The sequence below is a fragment of the Pseudomonas sp. SWRI68 genome (assembly GCF_014269165.1).
GTDB lineage: Bacteria > Pseudomonadota > Gammaproteobacteria > Pseudomonadales > Pseudomonadaceae > Aquipseudomonas > Aquipseudomonas capeferrum.
In genome coordinates, this window is sequence record NZ_JABWRU010000010.1 from 133,991 (window position 1) to 152,038 (window position 18,048).

The 18,048-nt window shown below is 64.4% G+C and carries 14 protein-coding genes and 1 pseudogene; 3 read left to right on the forward strand and 12 right to left on the reverse strand.

Features of this window, described 5'->3' with window-relative positions; genetic code table 11:
• Positions 1-63: 63 nt before the first annotated feature.
• From HU770_RS16580 to HU770_RS16605, 6 genes are read right to left on the reverse strand one after another with little or no spacing between them, the layout of a single operon-like run.
• Positions 64-1,152, reverse strand: a complete 1,089-nt coding sequence (locus tag HU770_RS16580) for an MBL fold metallo-hydrolase (protein WP_186664330.1) — start codon at positions 1,150-1,152, stop codon at positions 64-66.
• Entirely contained in the window at positions 1,145-3,007 is a 1,863-nt protein-coding gene (locus HU770_RS16585; protein ID WP_186664332.1) for a long-chain-acyl-CoA synthetase, read from the reverse strand. The genes HU770_RS16580 and HU770_RS16585 overlap by 8 nt, the downstream gene beginning before the upstream one ends.
• Positions 3,008-3,043: 36 nt before the next feature.
• Positions 3,044-4,105: an alkene reductase gene (locus tag HU770_RS16590; RefSeq protein ID WP_186664334.1), complete on the reverse strand. Its 1,062-nt coding sequence runs from the start codon at positions 4,103-4,105 to the stop codon at positions 3,044-3,046.
• Positions 4,106-4,114: 9 nt separating this feature from the next.
• Positions 4,115-4,744, reverse strand: a complete 630-nt coding sequence (locus HU770_RS16595; protein WP_186664456.1) for a nuclear transport factor 2 family protein — start codon at positions 4,742-4,744, stop codon at positions 4,115-4,117.
• A 5-nt stretch (positions 4,745-4,749) separates the two neighbouring features.
• The gene (locus HU770_RS16600) at positions 4,750-5,523 is read right to left on the reverse strand and encodes an SDR family NAD(P)-dependent oxidoreductase (RefSeq protein ID WP_186664336.1); all 774 of its coding nucleotides are present in this window, start codon (positions 5,521-5,523) and stop codon (positions 4,750-4,752) included.
• Positions 5,524-5,537: 14 nt separating this feature from the next.
• The gene (locus HU770_RS16605) at positions 5,538-6,272 is read right to left on the reverse strand and encodes a 3-oxoacyl-ACP reductase family protein (protein WP_186664338.1); all 735 of its coding nucleotides are present in this window, start codon (positions 6,270-6,272) and stop codon (positions 5,538-5,540) included.
• 227 nt (positions 6,273-6,499) lie between these two features.
• On the opposite strand from HU770_RS16605, the gene HU770_RS16610 reads away from it, so the two are divergent.
• From HU770_RS16610 to HU770_RS16620, 3 genes are all read left to right on the forward strand, one after another.
• Positions 6,500-7,834, forward strand: a complete 1,335-nt coding sequence (locus tag HU770_RS16610; RefSeq protein ID WP_186664340.1) for an MFS transporter — start codon at positions 6,500-6,502, stop codon at positions 7,832-7,834.
• A gap of 17 nt (positions 7,835-7,851) precedes the next feature.
• Positions 7,852-8,682, forward strand: coding sequence for an alpha/beta hydrolase (locus HU770_RS16615; RefSeq protein ID WP_186664342.1), 831 nt, complete (start codon positions 7,852-7,854; stop codon positions 8,680-8,682).
• A gap of 68 nt (positions 8,683-8,750) precedes the next feature.
• On the forward strand, positions 8,751-10,880 hold the full coding sequence (locus HU770_RS16620; protein ID WP_186664344.1) for an FAD-dependent oxidoreductase: 2,130 nt from the start codon (positions 8,751-8,753) through the stop codon (positions 10,878-10,880).
• A 45-nt stretch (positions 10,881-10,925) separates the two neighbouring features.
• On the opposite strand, the pseudogene HU770_RS16625 reads toward HU770_RS16620, so the two are convergent.
• The 6 genes and pseudogenes from HU770_RS16625 to HU770_RS16650 all read right to left on the reverse strand — a co-directional run.
• Positions 10,926-11,266 (reverse strand): annotated as a pseudogene (locus HU770_RS16625) (transposase); the annotation flags it as partial.
• Positions 11,267-11,316: 50 nt separating this feature from the next.
• On the reverse strand, positions 11,317-12,696 hold the full coding sequence (locus HU770_RS16630; protein ID WP_186664346.1) for a DUF1329 domain-containing protein: 1,380 nt from the start codon (positions 12,694-12,696) through the stop codon (positions 11,317-11,319).
• Positions 12,697-12,784: 88 nt separating this feature from the next.
• On the reverse strand, positions 12,785-14,473 hold the full coding sequence (locus HU770_RS16635; RefSeq protein ID WP_186664348.1) for a class I adenylate-forming enzyme family protein: 1,689 nt from the start codon (positions 14,471-14,473) through the stop codon (positions 12,785-12,787).
• 3 nt (positions 14,474-14,476) lie between these two features.
• Positions 14,477-15,631, reverse strand: a complete 1,155-nt coding sequence (locus HU770_RS16640) for an acyl-CoA dehydrogenase family protein (protein ID WP_186664351.1) — start codon at positions 15,629-15,631, stop codon at positions 14,477-14,479.
• A gap of 13 nt (positions 15,632-15,644) precedes the next feature.
• Positions 15,645-16,832: an acyl-CoA dehydrogenase family protein gene (locus HU770_RS16645; RefSeq protein ID WP_186664353.1), complete on the reverse strand. Its 1,188-nt coding sequence runs from the start codon at positions 16,830-16,832 to the stop codon at positions 15,645-15,647.
• A gap of 45 nt (positions 16,833-16,877) precedes the next feature.
• Complete coding sequence (locus tag HU770_RS16650; protein ID WP_186664355.1) at positions 16,878-18,047, reverse strand: acyl-CoA dehydrogenase family protein; 1,170 nt, start codon at positions 18,045-18,047, stop codon at positions 16,878-16,880.
• Position 18,048: the final 1 nt, after the last annotated feature.

Below are 18,048 nucleotides of genomic sequence, written 5' to 3' on the forward strand. Positions count from 1 at the left end.
CCCGTTTTACGGCCCAGTGGCCGCGCTTGAGTGCAACAACACCACGTCTCGTTCACCCGCTGCTCAGAGCTGCCCCAGCACAGGCCGAGCAACGGCACCCACCGGCGTGCGCCCGTAACGGAACACCCCGTCGATTTCTTCACGCCCCAATTGCCCCTGGGCAATCAGGTAATTGAGGTGCGCCAGGGTCTCGCCCAGGGCCATCAGTTCATCGAATTGCCCGTTCACCTTGGGGAACAGCACCGCCATCAGCTGCACTGCGCTGCGCGGCGCCGTGCAGGCGTCCAGCAGTTGCTGCAGATGCACCAGGTGGTGGTCACGCAATTGGTCAAGGCGCAGGTGCAGGTTAAAGAAGGGCCGCTCGTGCGCCGGCAGTACCAGCACGTCATCCGGTACGCCGCGCAACCCTTCGATGGAGTCGAGCCATTCACGCAGCGGGTTGGCATCCGGCTCGGTCACCTGCACGCAGACACTCGACGTGATACGCGGCAGCACCTGGTCCCCGGCAATCAGCAACTGGTCTTCGGCGCAGTACAGGCAGGCATGCTCCGGCGAATGGCCACGGCCAATGCGCACCTGCCAGCGGCGCCCGCCAATGTTCAGTTCGCTGCCTTCGCTCAAGCGGTGAAAACTGGTGGGCACTTGCGGGCGAAAATGCGCCGAGTTCAGCAACGGGAACAGCGCTTCGGTCTGCTCGGTGCTCAAGCCCGCCCTGCGGTAATGCTCACGAAAGGCCCAACTGCTGCTGGGGTCGTTGTTGGCACCGAGCTGGTGCATGGCCTGGTACTCACTGGCGCTCATGAACACCGGGCAGCGAAAGCGTTCGGTCAGCCAACCGAGCACACCGACATGGTCGGAGTGAAAGTGCGTGCAGATCACCGCCAGCAATGGCAGCCCGCCCAGCACCTGCTCGAACACCCGCTCCCAGGCGTCGCGGGTTTGCCTGTTATTGAGCCCGGTATCCACCGCGACCCAGCCTTGTGCATGCTTGAGCAGGTACAGGTTGATGTGATCGAGCCCGAACGGCAGTGGCATGCGCAGCCATAGCACGCCTTCGGCGACGGCTTGCACTTCACCGTTGGCGGGCGGCGTGGGCCACGGAAAGCGCAGCCCTGCACGCCATTCGTGGCCGTGCGCGTCGAGGCTACTCACGGGCATCACCGGCGAAGGCAGCCAGGCCGAGGCTGGCCAGTACATCGCTGCTGTAGGGCACGTAGCTGCGGCTGCTGTCGTCGCGGATGAACAACGGGTCGCTGAACGCCGAGGGCGCATAGCCCTGGCGCTGCAAGTCGACCTTGCGCAACTTGAAGGTGCTGGTCAGGTCGGCGGCGGCCGACACCCGCACGAACACCGGCGCGGCATAGCGCGGCAGGCGCTGTTCGGTCAAGGCATAGAACGCGGCCGGGTCAAAGCACTGCCCAGGCTGCATCAGTACTGCGGCCATGCCCGCCCGCCCCTCTTGGCCAGGCACGCGCACACCATAGATATTGATCAGTTCAAGGCCGGGGAAATCGCCCAGAGCGGCAGCGACCTCCTGGGTCGAGACGTTCTCGCTCTTCCAGCGGAAGGTGTCGCCCACACGGTCGACGAAATAAAAGTAGCCGTCTTCGTCATAGCGCAGCAGGTCCCCCGAGCTCCAGTAGGCATCACCCTCTGCGAACACGTTGCGACGGATCTTGCTGGCCGTCGCCTCGGCCGAGGTATAGCCCTCGAAACGACCGCCACCGATTTCCGGGTGGTCGATGATAAAGCCCAGGGCCTCGCCGACTTCGCCCACCTCGCACAGCTGGTAGAAACCCTGTTCGTCCCGTGGGTGGCTGTCGGTTTCCACGTCATAGCGCACCAGGCGCAGGTTGCTCTTGTCCCAGAACGGTACCCGTCCACAGGCACCCAGGTAGTTGTCGACGTTGACCAGGTTGGCATTGGACTCGGTCGAGCCCCAGCCCTCGAACACCTGGATATCACCAAAGCGCTGCACCCAGTGTTGCCAGGTGTCGCGTGAAAGCCCTGCCCCCAGCATGCAGCGCAGGCCATGCTCGCGCTCGTCCGCCACCTCAGGCTGGTTGAGCAGGTAGCGACAGATTTCACCGATGTACTGGAACACACTGATCTGGTGCTCGCGTACGTCCTTCCAGAACTCGCGCACGCTGAACCTGCGCCGCACAACGATTGCCGCGCCCGTCTTCAGTGCCGTGGAGGTCACCGAGGTGGCGGCCGCACCGTGGTACAGCGGCAGGCAGCAATAGAACACGTCGTGCGCCGTGGTTTGCAGGGTGACTTCCATGATGTCGCCCGTCGACATCCAGCGCATGTGGCTGTAACGCGCCGCCTTCGGCAAGCCGGTGGTGCCCGAGGTGAAGATCAGCAAGCTGGGCGTTTCTGCCGGCAGGTTGGCGCGCAGGTCACGCGGGAACGGCGTGGCCGGGGCGTTGGCCAAGGCCTGGCTCAAGCCCGTATCGAGGTTGCCCGGCAATGCCCCGGCCCAGGGGCGTTCGCTGTCCGCCGCCAACCACAGGGGCAGCGTCGGCAAGCCTTCGGTGGCGACAAAGTTGCCGAGCACCTCCTCGCCCACGATCACGGCCTTGGCCGCGATGGCGTGCAGCGCGTGCACCAGCGGCTGGCCGCTGACCTGGGTATTGACGAACCCCACCACCACACCCAGCTTGGCCAGGGCGAACCAGCAGCAGAAAAACGCCGGGCGGTTCTCCATGGCCAACGCACACACATCACCCGGGCGCAGGCCGCGGGCGTGGAACACATGGGCCAAACGGTCGGCCTCGGCGTTGACCTGGGCGTAACTCAGCCGCTGTTCGCCATAGATAATGAAGGGCCGGTCCGCATGACGCAGCGCCTGCTCTTCCACCCGGTCGGCCAAGGTGTAGCGGTCGGCCGGTTTGATCCGTGCGCTGGCCTCGGCCCGGCGATCAAGGATGGCCTGCGTCTGCTCGCGCGGCACGGGGCCGAACTCGACACTGGACCGTAGGCTGGCGTTATTGAAATTGTTCATCCCTACCTCCGAAAAACCGGCTGTTCATGCAGGCGCTCAGGCGTGATTCGGGTAGTCCGAATAGCCTCGCGCACCTTTCGTATAAAGTGTCTTGCGGTCGAACCCCGCCAGCGGCAGGCCTGTGCGCAGGCGTGCCACCAGGTCTGGGTTGCCGATGAAGTGCCGGGCAAACGACACCGCCACGCCCTGCCCTGCCTCCAAGGCAGCGGCCGCCGAGGGGCCATCGAAACCGTCATTGAGAACCAGCCCGCTGCGACTGTGGCGCCGCGCCAGGGCGAAGGCGTCCAGCTCGGCCAGGGGCGAGCGCATGATGTGCAGGTAGGCCAGGCCCAAGGGGTCGACGGCCCGGCACAAGGCAGCAGCGGTAGCGGCCGGGTCGGCGTCGCTGATGTCGTTGTAAGGGTTGCCCGGGCACAGGCGCACCCCCACACGCCCGGCACCGATGGCCGCGCTCATGGCCTTGAGCACCTCGACCGGGAAGCGCACGCGGTTCTCGACCGAGCCGCCATAGCCGTCGGTGCGTTGATTGCTGCCCGAGGCCATGAACTGCATCGGCAGGTAGCCGCTGGTACAGTGCAGTTCGACCCCTTCGAACCCCGCCTCACGGGCATCCAACGCCGCACGGCGGTAGTGCTCGATCACCAGGGCGATGTCTTCCGGTGTCATGGCCTGCGGCTCATCGGTGTCCACCAGGCCGGCACTGTCGCTGAACAGCTGGGTCCGTGCGCGTATCGCCGATGGCGCCAGCGTGCGCGCCCCGTCCGGTTTGTTCAGCCAGCTGGCCGCGCGGCCTACATGCATCAACTGCAACACCATCTGCCCGCCCGCCTCGCGCACAGCGCTGGTCACCTTGCGCCAGCCGGCAATCTGCGCGCTGTTGTAGATCGCCGGTGTGCGGCAATAACCCAGGCCATCGGCAGACGGCGCGGTGCCTTCGGCAATGATCAACCCGGCACTGGCACGCTGGCGGTAGTAGTCGACCATTTCGGCCGTGGGTACCGCCTGGTCGGTGGCACGGCTGCGGGTCATCGGGGCCATGACGATACGGTTGGCCAGCGCCAGCTCACCGAGGCGCACCGGTTCGAATAAAAGACTCATCGGGGGTCCTCAGCGCACGCGAATTTTCGGCGCCGAGGCGCCGCGTCGCAGGGTGGCCAGAAAGTGTTCCAGCGGGGCCGCAGCGGCCACGTCCGGCAGCTGTGCCTTGTCGGGGCGATGCGCCCAGAACTCGGCCCAGGACGGGAACAGGTCATGGAAGGTGCCGGCATAGGGCTCACGCCCTGGCCAGCGCATCTTGCGCTCGCCGATCGGCGGTTTGTTCAGGTCGCTGGCATACCAGTAGCACGGCAGGCGGCGGCGAAAGTACCAGCGGCCCTCGATGCGCTCGTAGTCATCCCAATAGAGCATTTGCATGGTGACCCACTCCGGGCCGGTCTCGTGCTCGTTCTTGGAATACACCACACCCACCGCGTGGTCGGCGTCGAGCAGCTCGATCAGGTGCTGGCCCAGGTGGTGCGAGGTGCCGCTGAACTGGCCACGCAGGGTGGTGTCGACCCAGGCCTTGAGGTGCGCACGCCCGACCTTCTCGCGGCCCACGCGGATGTCTTCGGCAAACAGGTTGACGTGTGCGTCGAGGTCGCGCATGTCCAGCGACAGCGAGTACTTAGCGGCCAGCTGGCGGATCTCTTCGATCGACTCGAGGCGCTCGATGCGTGCCAACAACAGGTTCGGCTCCATACTCATCACTCCAGCACCGTGTAGAGTTCCGAGCTGCGCCCGCCATCCACCGGCAGGCAGGCGCCGGTGATATAGGACGCTTCGTCACTGACCAGAAAGACGATCGCGTTGGCCACCTCAAGGGGCAGGCCCACCCGACGCAGGGGGATCAGCTTCTCGGTGTTGGCGCGTGCGCGTGCATCAGCGAGCATGCCCGCCGTCGCCGGGGTGTCGATCACCCCTGGCACCACCACGTTGCACCGCACATCATGGCTGGCGCCCTCGCTGGCGGCCGCGCGGCTGAAGTTGATCACGGCGGCCTTGGCGGCGGAGTAACCGGCCATGCCGGGGGTGCCGAACAGGCCACAGATCGACGCGATATTGACGATCGCCCCGCCGCTGTGAGCCTTCATCAGCGCCATTGCCGTGCGTGTGCCCCAGAACGTGCCGTCGACCGTGGTGCTGAAGTTGGCGTGCCAGTCAGCGCGGGTGGTGGCCTCGATCGGGCCCCAGGTGTAGGCCATGGCATTGTTGACCAGAATGTCCAGGCGCCCATGGCGCTTGGCAGCGGCCTCGATGGCGCCGACAAAGGCCTGTTCATCGCTGACGTCGGCCACAGCCGATTCAGCCTGGCCGCCGGCCTCGCGAATGGCACTGGCCACCGCGTCCAGGGGCGCCAGGGTGCGCCCGCACAGCACCACCTTGGCGCCTTCCTCAGCCATGCGCGTGGCGGTGGCAGCACCGATCCCTGAACCCGCGCCGGTAATGAATGCCACCTTGCCTTGCAGTCGTCTGCTCATGCTCTGCTCCCGGTTCAAATGAAGGCCATGCCGCCGTTGACGGCGAGGTTCTGACCGGTAATGAAGCTGGCGTCCGCGCTGGCCAGAAACACCGCCGCCCGGGCAATTTCATCGGTCTCGCCCATGCGTCCGAGGGGGATGGCCTTGAGCATGTCCTGCAGCCACTGCTCGGGGATGTCGGCCATCATTGGCGTGTTGGTAGGCCCAGGGACCAAGGTGTTGACGCGAATGCCACTAGCCGCCAGCTCCCGCGCCATGCTGCGGGTAAGCCCCATCACACCGGCTTTGGCCGCGCAGTAATGGCCCGGGCCTTCACCGGTCATGGCCGCCGTGCTGGAAATATTGATCAGCGCGCCCTGGGTGGCGTGCTTGTGCATCAGGCGCACGCCTTCGCGGCTGCACAAGAAGGTGCCCGTGAGATTGACGCCGATGACCCGCTGCCAATGCTCATCCGGGGTGTCGACCAGGGTGTCGACCGAGCCCACACCGGCGTTGTTGACCAGAATGTCCAGCCGCCCGAAGCGCGCTTCGATTGCCGCCATGGCCGCCACCACCGAGGCGCTGTCGGCGACATTGCAGGCCAATGCCAGGGCGTTCTCGCCCAGGCCTTCGACCGTTTGCCGGGCAGCCTGCAGGTTGATGTCGGCCGCCACCACCCAAGCGCCGGCCTGGGCAAAGCGCTGGGCGATCGCCCGGCCCATGCCTTGCCCGGCACCGGTGATCAGGGCCACTTTGTTCGCTAACTTCATCGTTGATCTCCCGCATGCCTTGGCTACCTCGATCGCCGGCACGGTAGGCCGGGCGGTCGAGCACGGGACAAATCATCAACGCTGGCCAACACCCCAACATCGTCCGATAAGACTACGCAGCGTCGTTTACCCAGCGCAGGGCACGCGGCTGGTCTGAATGGACGATGCAGGCGGCTGCAAGAAGTGCGAGGCTCCTGCTTACTAGAACAAGACCGGGAGCATCCGTTGTGAACTCATCGATCCGCGTCACCTGGCGCAGCCACTACGCACTGTTCGTGCTGGCCGTGATTTACATCTTCAACTACATCGACCGGCAACTGATGGCGATCCTGATCGAACCGGTCAAGGCCGAATTCGGCATCTCCGATACCGGCATCGGCCTGCTCTCGGGCGTGACCTTCGCGGTGTTCTACACCCTGTTCGGCTTCCCGCTGGGGCGGCTTTCCGACCGCATCGGGCCAAAACCGGTGATTGCCGCCTGTTGCATCGCCTGGAGCGTGATGACCATGGCCTGCGGCCTGGCCACCAGCTTCTGGCTGCTGGTGCTGGCGCGCATCGGCGTAGCCGTGGGCGAAGCCGGAGGCACAGCGCCTTCGGTGGCGATGATCTCGCAGCTGTACCCGGCGAAAAACCGCTCTACCGCGCTGTCCATCCTGATGCTCGGCTCCAGTTTCGGGGCAATCTTCGGCCTGGGTTTCGGCGGCTGGATCGCCCAGCACTATGGCTGGCGTTCGGCGTTTCTGATCATCGGCGTACCGGGCATTCTGCTCGGGCTGCTGCTGTGGCTGACGGTACGCGCGCCGAAAATCGCCAGCCAGGCGCAACTCAAGGTCGAAGTGATTCAGGAAGGCTGGGCCACCACCGTAGCCAAACTGATGGAAACCCCCTCGTTTGTCTGGCTGCTGCTGACCGGTGCTTCCAGCGCGATTGCCGGTTACGCGATCGGTACCTGGAGCCCCAGCTTTCTGATCCGCTCCCACGGTTTGAACTTGCAGGATGCCGGGTTCCTGGTCGGCGTGGTGGGCGGCACAGGTGCCACCTTCGGCACCTTGGCCTGCGGCATCATCTCTGACCGCATGGCCCGCCGCGACGCGGGCTGGCAAATCGGTGTGCCGTTGCTGGCCACCCTGGTCAGCATCCCGTTCGGCCTGGCGTACTTCCTTTGGCCTACCGGCATTCTGTTTCACCTGGGCAACACGCCGGTCCCTACTGCGTTCCTGTTCTATGCAGGCTTTGCCTTCTTCGGCACCTGGTGGGCAACCCCGTGCCTGGGCGCGGTAACCCACCTGTTCCCGGCCGCGCGCCTGGCCCAGGCCACGTCGATATTCGTCATGGCCATGACCTTGCTCGGGGTTGGCGTCGGCCCGCTGCTGATCGGCGTGCTCAGCGACTGGTTCGCCCCGGCCCTGGGCACTGAAGCCTTGCGCTATGCGCTGGCGACGTCGATATCAATGCTGATGCTTTCCACCGTATTCCTGGGCATGGCCCTGCCGCGCTACCGCGCTCGCATGGTGCAATCGGCAGCCCAGCCCGCCGCCCCTGAAACCGCAGTAACCGCCTGATGAATGGAGAACAGAAGATGTCAGAACAAGACCTACCGCTGCCCGTAGGCCACTTCGTCACCCTGGACAACGGCCTGCGCCTGCACTACCTCGACGAAGGCAGTGGCCCCGTGGTGCTGTGGTTGCACGGCAGTGGGCCAGGCGCCAGTGGCTACAGCAACTTCAAAGGCAACTACCCCGACTTCGTGGCCGCCGGCTTTCGCAACCTGGTCATCGACCTGCCCGGCTTCGGTCGCTCGGACAAACCCGATAACATCCAGTACGACCTGGACTTCTTTGTCAGTGCGGTGTCCGCCCTGCTCAAGGCCCTCGACATCCAGCGCTGCACCCTGCTCGGCAATTCCCTGGGCGGCGCCATTGCCATCGGCCTGGGCCTGGCCGAGCCCGCGCTGCTCGACAAGCTGATCCTGATGGCACCGGGCGGTGTCGAAGAGCGTGAAACCTACTTCAAGAAGATCGGCATCCAGCGCATGGTCGAGCTGTTCAATGCAGGCCCGCTGGACATCGACAAAATGCGCCAGATCATGAGCCTGCAACTGTTCGATGCCTCACAGCTGCCCGACAGCCTGCTAGCCGAGCGTGTGGCGGTAGCGGCGCATCAGCCGCGCTGCCTGTTCTCGACCATGATGGTGCCGAACATGACCGAGCGCCTTGAAGAGTTGCAGGTGCCGATCCTCGGTTTCTGGGGCACCAACGACAACTTCAACCCAGTGGGCGGTGCCATGAAAGTGCTCGACAACGCCCCCAACGCCCGCTTTATTGTGCTCAACCGATGCGGCCACTGGGTTCAGGTCGAACACCGTGAGTTGTTCAACCGCGAGTGCCTGGACTTCCTTCGCCACGCATGAGCCCTGTGCGGCAGCGACAGCCTGGTCGCTGCCGCACACGCTCGTTACCTCCAAGGGCTGAGATAACAATGACAAACTTGTCCCACTTGCTTGCACCTGGGCGAATAGGCCCGTTGCAGTTGCGTAACCGCCTGATCATGGCGCCCATGGGCTCCAACTATGCCGAGGCCGACGGCCACTGCGGCGAACGCATCCAGGCCTACTATGAAGCCCGCGCCGCCGGTGGCGCGGGCTTGCTCATCATGGGCGTGTGTGCCATCGCGTTTCCGGCCGGCACTGCCGAACCATACCAGGTCGGCGTCTCTTCCGATGCGTTCATCCCAGGCCTTGCGCGCCTGGCCGAACGCGTGCACAAGCACGGCGCAAAAATCGCCATGCAACTGCAGCACGCGGGCAAGAACGCCATACGCGACATGGCTGCAGGCCGGCCGTTGTGGGTGCCTTCGCTGCCCCCTGCCAGCAGCTCCGACATGATGCAGGCCCTGACCCCGGAAGAGCTGGCCTCGTTTGTCAGCGCCGTGCGCGGGCGCAAGGGCGGTATCGAAATGCGCGTGATGGACCAGGACGACATCGCGCAGATGGTCGAATGGTTCGCCGCCGCAGCCGAGCGGGCACAGCGGGCGGGTTTCGATGGCGTCGAGCTGCATGCCGCGCACAACTACATCCTCGCCGGGTTCCTGTCGCCGTATTACAACCGCCGCGAAGACCAGTACGGCGGTGTGTTGGAAAACCGCGCACGCTTGCTGCTGCAAGTGCTGGCCGCCGTGCGCGCCCGGGTCGGGCCCAGCTTTGGTGTGTGGCTGCGGCTGGATGCCGAAGAAATGCACACCCCTGGCGGTATCACCTTGGCTGACGCGCAGGCAGTGGCGAAGCTGGCCGAGGCCTCTGGGGCGGACGCCATCAGCGTGTCGGCGTATGCCGCCACCACCAGTGGCGTCGCCTTCACGCAAGCGCCGCTGGTGCAGAAACCCGCGGGGTTTCTGGAGTGGACAGCAGCCATCAAGCAGTGTGTGAATGTGCCGGTGATCGCGGTGGGGCGCATCGAGCCGGAGGTCGGCGAACAGGCAATTGCCACCGGCCAATGCGACTACATCGCCATGGGCCGCAAGCTGCTAGCCGACCCCGAGTTGCCCAACAAACTCGCCGCTGGCCAGCTGCAGGCTGTCCGCCCGTGCATCTATTGCTATGTGTGTGTCAGCCAGATCTTCATCAATGAACGTGTGAAGTGCGCAGTCAACCCGCAAACCGGTCACGAGGTCGAGCGGGTGATCAGCCCGGCCACCACCGTGCAGCACGTGGCGGTGGTCGGCGCCGGCCCGGCCGGCCTGGAAGCTGCACGTGTCGCCGCCTTGCGCGGGCACCGGGTGACCTTGCTGGAACGTGGCGAGCGCCTCGGCGGTACCTTGTTCTTTGCCGCCCTCGCCTACCCGGAAAACGGCCGCCTGCTCGACAACCTGCAGCACCAGGTCCGCCAACTGCCCATCGAGGTGCGCCTTGGCACCGCGGTGGATGCAGCGCTGCTGCGTGAGCTTGCGGTCGACCAGGTGATCGTCGCCACCGGCGCCCAGCGCGCAGCCCCCGACATACCCGGCGCCGACCAGGACCATGTGTGGAGTGGCGATGAGCTGCGCCGCTTGATGACCGGAGATCGCGCCGAGGCCATCGCCAAACGCAAACTGTCGCTGGCCCAGCGCGCCATGATGAAGGCCGGCAGCCTGATCGGCGTTACCGACAGCACCGAAGCCATGCAGAAGCTTTCGCATGTCTGGATGCCCCTGGGCAAGCGCGTGACTATCATCGGCGGTGGGCTGGTGGGGCTGGAGCTGGCGGAGTTCCTCATCGAGCGTGGGCGCCAGGTGTGCGTGCTGGAAAGTTCGAGCCACCTCGGCCGGGAACTGGCCATCGTGCGCCGTTGGCGGGTACTGCATGGCATTCGTGAACATGGCGGGCAACTGTTGACGGGGATTACCGTCACGGCGATTGAAGGCAACCGCGTGCGCTATCAAACGGCCGAGGGTGAAGCGGGCGAGGTGCGCGGCGATTCAGTGGTACTGGCGAGCGGTGCAATGCCGGATACCACCTTGAGCGATGCCCTGGGCCGTGCCGGTTTCAAAGTCGTCAGTATTGGTGATTGTGAGAACTTGGGTTATATCGAAGGGGCGATTGCAGCGGGTCACCGGGCGGGGCGCGAAGCTTGATCTCGTTAGTGTGGTGTTTCATTGGCACTTCTGAAACACCACACTAGGCTTGCGCTTCATCAAGCGCAGAGGGATGACGGGTTGCATTCGATATTTGTCGCAGTAGCGGCGTAGCGCTTCGGCGTCGTAGCCCGTGTCAGCAAGCAACCATTTACAGCGTTTGCGCGGGCGGCCACGTTGGGTTGACGGAATGCTGACTTCGTCCAGCAGCAGCTGGGCGTAATTGATGTCTGGCTTGACCGCCAGAGAGTAGGAAGCGCAACGCTATCCCGTTGGCGTCGCAGAGCATGTGGATTTTGGAGGCTCGGGGTACACGTACTGCGGTTGAGTCAATCATCACGTTTTTGCATGTCGATCAAACCTTGATGATTGAGCTTGAGGTGCAGGACGGGAAAGGGCCGCAAAGCGGCCCCAAATGTAACCGGTGCAGGCCCCGTTAACGCCCCATCGCCCGCGCCGCATCAGCGGTGTACATGTCCGGGGTGAACTTGGCTTCGTTGAGGACCGGCCCCTTCTTCGCTTCGTTGGTCATGCCGTAGCCGGTGTACTGGCCCGAGTTCAGGTCCATGAAGAACTGCGAACCCGCTTGCCAGGCGCTCATGTCCGGGTGGTAGTAGTAGTTGACCATCGCATGCTTCCACAATGCGCCACGGCTGTCGTAGTTGTCCGAAAGCACCGAGTTCCAGGTGTCCTCGTCGATGAACAGCACGCGCTTGCCATACACATGGCGATAGCCTTCTTTCAAGGTTGCCTCCAGCACCCACACCCGACGCAACTCATAGCGCATGTAGTCCGGGTTGGGGTGGTTAGGGGTCAGCAAGTTTGCGTATTTCACATCGCCGGCGTTGGGCTTGTACGCGTTGGCGGGTACGTAGATCTCGCGCTTGCCGATCAGCTTCCAGTTGTAGCGTTCGGGCGAGCCGTTGTACAGGCGGTCTTCATCCACGGTCATGGTGCCGTTGGTACCGATCATCGGTTGGTCGTAACCGTACCCGGGCAACTGCCGCACGCGCCGCGTCGAAGGGCTGTAGCTCCAGGCCTGGCGCGGGTTGGCGAGGAAGTTGTAGGGCTCATGCGAGATGCTTACCACACCATTGTCCCGGGCAGGCTTCAAGGTGGTGTTCCAGCTCATCGCCTGGACCGAGTCCTCGGTCTTGGGCTCGACCGTCGGTGAGTTGGCCTGCGACATGTTTCGCGCATGGGCACGCCCCCAGCCGATGCTGCCGTTGGGCAGTACCGACGCCAGGTCGCTGATCTTTTCTTCGGTATAGGCACGCGCCGGAAGTTGGTGATTCCACAGCAGCTCCAGCCCGTTCCTGGGGATCGGGAACGGCACCTGGCCGAGGCCTTCGATGCCCATGCCGTCGTCGACCAGCTTGGCATTCAAGGCGTTGTACTTGACCCGCTCGCAGACGTAGTCCGGGTAGCGGAAGTCGCGATGGCCTGGGTAGATGTTCATCTTGTAGGTGGTGGGGTAACGCTTGAGCAATGCCTTCTGCCCTTCGGTCAGGTGGCTTTCGTACTGGCTCATGTTCTGCGCCGTGATCACCAGGATCGGCTGCTCGTTCGCGTAGGGGTCCACCGGTTGATCACCGGAGAATTTCACATGGTTCCAGCCCGGCACTTCTCCCAGGTACTTACCGGTGTAGGGCGGGATGGTACCTTCGGCGTTGCCGGCTTTTTCTGCACCGACACAGGTGAGTTCCTTACCGAGCTTCGCCGCTTCTTCGGGCGAAACTTGCGCAAGTGCGTTGCCTTGCAGGCCGACATTGACAGCTAATGAAGCTACGAACATCACGCCTTTTGTTATTTTCATCGGGTGGCTCCTTCGCAGACCAGGACTACTGGGGTACTCCATTGTTCCTGATCTGCTGGGGAGAACATCGTCCGGAAAGACTACACAGTCACGCGCCGACCACCAATTGCCTGACCTGCGCCTTGACCAGTTTGCCCGACGCATTACGCGGCAACGGGGTGTACGCCGTATGGACCTCTGCCGGGACCTTGTAGGCTGCCAGGCGCTGGCCAATGAAAGTGCACACCTGCTCGCTGGAGGGCGGTGGCTGCAGCTCGCTGCGCACGACCAGCGCCAGGCGCTCACCCAAAGCCTCGTCGGCTACCGCAAAGGCGGCCGCTTCAAGCACCCCAGGCATCTCGCAGATACAGGACTCCACTTCACTGGCAGAAATCATCTCGCCGGCGCGGTTGATCATGTCCTTGGCCCGGTCGGTGATGAACAGGAAGCCCTCCTCGTCCAGATGGCCAATATCGCCGGTGTCCAACCAGCCGTCCTGCAGCGTCTCGGCGCTGGTCTGCGGCAACTGCCAGTAGGCCGTCATCAAGGTCGGCGAGCGCAACCAGATCAGCCCCGTCTGGCCCGGCGGCAGCGGCGACGTCGGGTGGGGGCCGATGCACACATCGACGATCGGCAGCGGCCAGCCGACCGAGTCAGGTTTGTAGACGAACTGATCGCCGCCCACCGCCGCGCAGATGCCATTGCTTTCGGTCAGGCCGTAGCCACTGCCGCTGATGGCCAGGGGCTTGCACTTGGTGATGTGCGACAGCAGCCGGCCGGACGCCGCCGCACCGCCCAGGCCAAGGCCGTACAAGCTGTCGCTGTCACGGCTGTCGAAGCGCGGCGAGCCGAGCAACTGCTGCATCATCACCGGCGCGCCATTGAACTGGGTGCAACGCTCGTCGCGGATCAGGTCGAAGGCTTTTTCCACGTCCCACTTGTACATCAGCAACAAGCGCCGGCCACTGCGCAGCGCCAGCAAGAACTGCGCATGCAACCCACTGACATGAAACAACGGCACCGCCATCAGGTTGGTCGGCGCCAGGCCGCTGGCGATCACCGCCTTGATCCGCTCGGGCGAGCTCATGGCGCAGAACGCGGCCTGAAACTCCAGCGCTGCCAATGCCTGGCAAATGGCCCGGTGACTGGAAAGCACACCTTTGGCGCGGCTCGTGGTACCAGAGGTGTAGAGGATCAGCGCAGGGTCATCCGGGGCGATGGTGATCGCTGGCAAGCTCAGCGCGGGGGCCTCGATCAGCGCCTCGAAACGCTGGCAGTTGGCTGGCAGCGGTTGCCCTGGCGGCATGCCGACCACAATACTGAGTAGCCGCTCTTCGAGCAGGTCGCCTGCCAGCAGCTGCTGGCGCTGTTCGTCGCACACCAGCACCTGGGCGCCGCTGTCCTGCAGGCCATGGAACAACTCGTCACGCAGCCCCCAGCTGTTGAGCGGTACACACACCGCCCCACAGCGCTGGATGGCGACGAACGCCACCAGCCACGCCGGCTGGTTGCGCATGGCGATGGCTACCCGATCACCTGGGCGCACCGCAAAGCGCTGCACCAGTTGCGCGGCCAGCCGGTCGGCCTGGTCAAAGAACGCAGTGAAGGTCAGGCGCTGCTGCTCCCATACCAGAAACTCACGCTCGCCGTGCGCACGGCCAATATCGATGGCCTCAAGCAGGTTCGCGGCCGCATTGCGAAAATACCGTACCCCACCCTCGGCCGCAGACACCACCTCGTACGGCGAGCCTGGGCCAATCAACTGCTGCCAGGTGGTACGCCACTGTTGCAGGTTCATTGTTCACTTCTCCAAAGACTTGAGGGCGCCATAGCGCGCGCACTGAAAGTCACTGTCACCCAGGCAGGCCTGAGCCACCCGAATGCGCTTGAGGTACAGGCCGACGTCCAGCTCGTCGGTGACGCCGATGCCGCCATGCATCTGCACCGTTTCATTGCTGACCTGCGCCGCGGTTTCACCGGCCTTCCATTTGGCCAGGCTGACCAGGCGGCCACGTTCGCTGGCGCTCAGCGTGCCGTCATCCAGTGCCGACAACCCGGCCATCACCGCGCTGCGGGCCAGCTGCAACTCCACGTACAAGCGTGCCGCCCGGTGCTGCAGGGCCTGGAACGAACCGATCGGCACATCGAACTGCACGCGGGTCTTGAGGTATTCCAGGGTCATGGCAAACAGCTGCTCGGCAGCGCCGAGCATTTCTGCCGCCAGGCACACCCGGCCGCGGTCGAGGGCTTCGTCCAGCGCTGCCCAGGCCGCGCCTGCGCTGCCGAGCAAGGCATCCTCGCCAAGGTGCACGGCATTCAGGCGCAGCCACGCGCAATTGCGTGAATCGATCAACGACAGCGCATTGGCCTGCAGCCCCGGCGTGTCGGCTGGCACCAGGAACAGGCTGATCCCCTGCTCTTCCCCAGCCTGCCCGGCCGTACGGGCCGCCACCAGGTAGGCATCCGCGCCAAGGCCGTCAATCACGAAATACTTGTCGCCATCCAGGCGGTAACCGCCCGGCACGGCCGTCGCCGCCAGTGCGGTGTGGGCCGGGTCGTGCCGTGGCTTTTCATCCAGCGCCAGGGCCAGGCGCCGCTCACCGCTGATCAGCGCCGTCAGCCACGGGTCCTGCTGCGCAGGTGAGCCCACCAAGTGCAGCAGCGACCCCCCCAGCACCACGCTGGACAACAACGGCGACGCCGAGAGGTTCTTGCCAATGGCTTCGAAAATCGGCCCCAGGCCCATGCAACCAAAATCCAGCCCACCCAGGGCCTCGGGAAACGGTATGCCAGTCCAACCCAGGCCAACAGCCTCTTGCCACACCTGCCGGTCATACCCCGGCAGCTGTGCCAGGTCTCGCAGCTGGCGCTGCGCCGCTACCGGGCTGCGCGCCGCCAGAAACTCATGGGCACTGTCGGCCAACAGGCGTTGCTCATCGCTATACACCAGACTCATGGTCAAACTCCCCTTAGGCGCTTGGCAGGTTCAAGACCCGCTTGGCGATCACATTCAACTGCACTTCCGACGAGCCGCCAGAGATGGTCAAGGCATAGCTGTTGAGCCAGCCGCGGGTAATCGCCAGTTCCTGGGCACTGAACGGCTCATCGGCAATACCCAGCGCGCGATAGCCGAGGGCGTCGAGCAGCACCTCGAACTTGTCGCGCTCCTGCTCGGTATGCACCAGCTTCATGATTGCCATCAGCGCGCTGGTGTCCCTGCCGGCCCGCCCCTCCTCGCCCATGCGCTGCACGGTCAGGTTGTAGGCGTGCTCGTTCATCGCACAGGCCTGGGCACGGGCGCGCAACGCCTGGTCGGCGGGTGCCTGGCTGGCGGGCAGGTATTGCTCGATCAGCGGCAGCAGGTGGAAATGCGTCGGCAGGCTGAACTCGCCGAACTTGGACATGGCCTTGCGCTCGTGCTGCAACAAGCGCTTGCCCAGGTCCCATCCGCCGTTGAGCGGGCCGATCAGCTGGCTTCGCGGAACCCGGACATTGTCGAAGAACACCTGGCAGAACGCCGACTTGCCGCTGATCAGGTCGATCGGCGCTACGCTGACCCCGGGGCTTGTCATGTCCAGCACGATCAGGCTGATGCCCTGGTGCTTCGGCGCCTTGGGGTCGGTGCGCACCAGCGCATACATCCAGTCAGATTTGTCACCGTAGGAGGTCCAGATCTTGGTGCCATTGATCACGAAGTCATCGCCCTCGGCGATGGCCGAGGTTTTCAGGCTGGCAAGGTCGGAGCCGGCATTGGGTTCGGAAAAGCCCTGGCACCAGCGCACTTCGCCGCGGCACATCGGCGGCAGCAGTGCCTGCTTCTGTGCCTCGCTGGCAAATTCCAGCAGCACCGGGCCGAGCATCCAGATACCCAGGTTGATTTGCGGCGGCCGGCACTTGAGCCTGCGCAGTTCGCTTTCGAGCACGGCGTTGTACTCGGCACCCAGGCCTGCGCCGCCGTACTCGACGGGCCATTGTGGGCAAAACCAACCTTTGTCGCGCATGCGCTCGAACCACACGCGGGCATCGTCGCTTGGGAAGTCCACTTGACGGCCGCCCCAGACGATCTCCCCGTCGGGGGTAGGCGTGCGCAGCGACGCGGGGCAGTTGGCCTCCAGCCAGTCACGCGTCGCTTGCCTGAATTGCTCGATTGCGCTCATTCGTTCACCTTGCAGGGACGTTATTGTTATTCATCTGGCGGTGGTTCAACGCTGCGCGCGTGGCATGCCCAGTCCAAACTGGGCGATCAACTCGCGCTGGATTTCATTGGTGCCACCACCAAAGGTCAGGTTCACCGAAGCCCGCACTTCATACTCCAGCTCACCCAGCAGGTAGGCGGCTGCTGAGCCTGCCCGGGTCAAGCCACTGGCACCGACGATGGCCGACAACTTGCGCAGGATCTCGATCGCCGACTCCGAGCCATAAACCTTGGTTGTCGACGCGAGCGCGACATCAACCCGGTCGCGCTCAAGGTCGGCGGCGATGCGGAAGTTGATCAGGCGCATGGCCTCAAGCCTGGCATAGCACTCTGCCAGATCACGCCGTACCCAGGCATGGTCGGTGGCACGCTGGCCCTGCTCGTCGGCGCAACGCGCCCACAGGTACACCCGGCTGAACAGGCTGACCACTTTGTCTGACCAGGCGCCCAGGCCCAGGCGCTCGTGATTGAGCTGCGCGGTGATCAGCTTCCAGCCACCGTGCAGCTCGCCCACCAGCATCTCCCGGGGGACCCGTACGTTATCGTAATACGTGGCCGCCGTGGGGTTCCCCGAGGTCGGGATCAACGTGCTGGAAAAACCCTCGGCCTGGGTGTCCAGAATCAGGATCGATATGCCCCTGTGGCGCGGCCGTTCGGGGTCGGTACGGGCGGCCAGCCAGATGTAATCGGCCGAGTCGGCGCCGGATGTCCAAAGCTTGCTGCCATTGACCAGAAAACCCTCGGCATCTTCACGTGCGCTGGTTTTCAGCACCGCCAGGTCGCTGCCGGCGCTGGCTTCGGAATAACCGATGGCAAAGTTGATTTCACCGGCGGCGATACCGGGCAGAAACTTCTCTTTCTGCAGCGCCGAGCCATGGGCCATCAAGGCCGGCCCGACCGTGCTGATGGTCACGAACGGCAGCGGCGCACCGGCAATATTGGCCTCTTCGAAGAAGATCAACTGCTCGGTGGCCGCGTAGCCCTGGCCGCCATAGGCTTTTGGCCAGCCTACGGCGAGCCAGCCGTCACGGCCGATCTGGGCGATGGTGCGGCGAAACAGCTCGCCGCCTTCGGTGCCGCGCATCTGCTGGCGCAGTTCGGGGGTCATCAGGTTCTGGAAATAATCCCGAACCTTCAGGCGCAGCGCTCGCTGCTCGGGGGTAAGGTCGACGAACATG

What these genes read in the sequence shown, in the direction of transcription:
- HU770_RS16650 (WP_186664355.1), bottom strand. Translation starts at nt 18,047, where the DNA reads ATGTTCGTCGACCTTACCCCCGAGCAGCGAGCGCTGCGCCTGAAGGTT.
- HU770_RS16615 (WP_186664342.1), top strand. Translation starts at nt 7,852, where the DNA reads ATGTCAGAACAAGACCTACCGCTGCCCGTAGGCCACTTCGTCACCCTG.
- HU770_RS16590 (WP_186664334.1), bottom strand. Translation starts at nt 4,105, where the DNA reads ATGAGTCTTTTATTCGAACCGGTGCGCCTCGGTGAGCTGGCGCTGGCC.
- HU770_RS16635 (WP_186664348.1), bottom strand. Translation starts at nt 14,473, where the DNA reads ATGAACCTGCAACAGTGGCGTACCACCTGGCAGCAGTTGATTGGCCCA.
- HU770_RS16605 (WP_186664338.1), bottom strand. Translation starts at nt 6,272, where the DNA reads ATGAAGTTAGCGAACAAAGTGGCCCTGATCACCGGTGCCGGGCAAGGC.
- HU770_RS16640 (WP_186664351.1), bottom strand. Translation starts at nt 15,631, where the DNA reads ATGAGTCTGGTGTATAGCGATGAGCAACGCCTGTTGGCCGACAGTGCC.
- HU770_RS16620 (WP_186664344.1), top strand. Translation starts at nt 8,751, where the DNA reads ATGACAAACTTGTCCCACTTGCTTGCACCTGGGCGAATAGGCCCGTTG.
- HU770_RS16645 (WP_186664353.1), bottom strand. Translation starts at nt 16,832, where the DNA reads ATGAGCGCAATCGAGCAATTCAGGCAAGCGACGCGTGACTGGCTGGAG.
- HU770_RS16585 (WP_186664332.1), bottom strand. Translation starts at nt 3,007, where the DNA reads ATGAACAATTTCAATAACGCCAGCCTACGGTCCAGTGTCGAGTTCGGC.
- HU770_RS16595 (WP_186664456.1), bottom strand. Translation starts at nt 4,744, where the DNA reads ATGGAGCCGAACCTGTTGTTGGCACGCATCGAGCGCCTCGAGTCGATC.
- HU770_RS16630 (WP_186664346.1), bottom strand. Translation starts at nt 12,696, where the DNA reads ATGAAAATAACAAAAGGCGTGATGTTCGTAGCTTCATTAGCTGTCAAT.
- HU770_RS16600 (WP_186664336.1), bottom strand. Translation starts at nt 5,523, where the DNA reads ATGAGCAGACGACTGCAAGGCAAGGTGGCATTCATTACCGGCGCGGGT.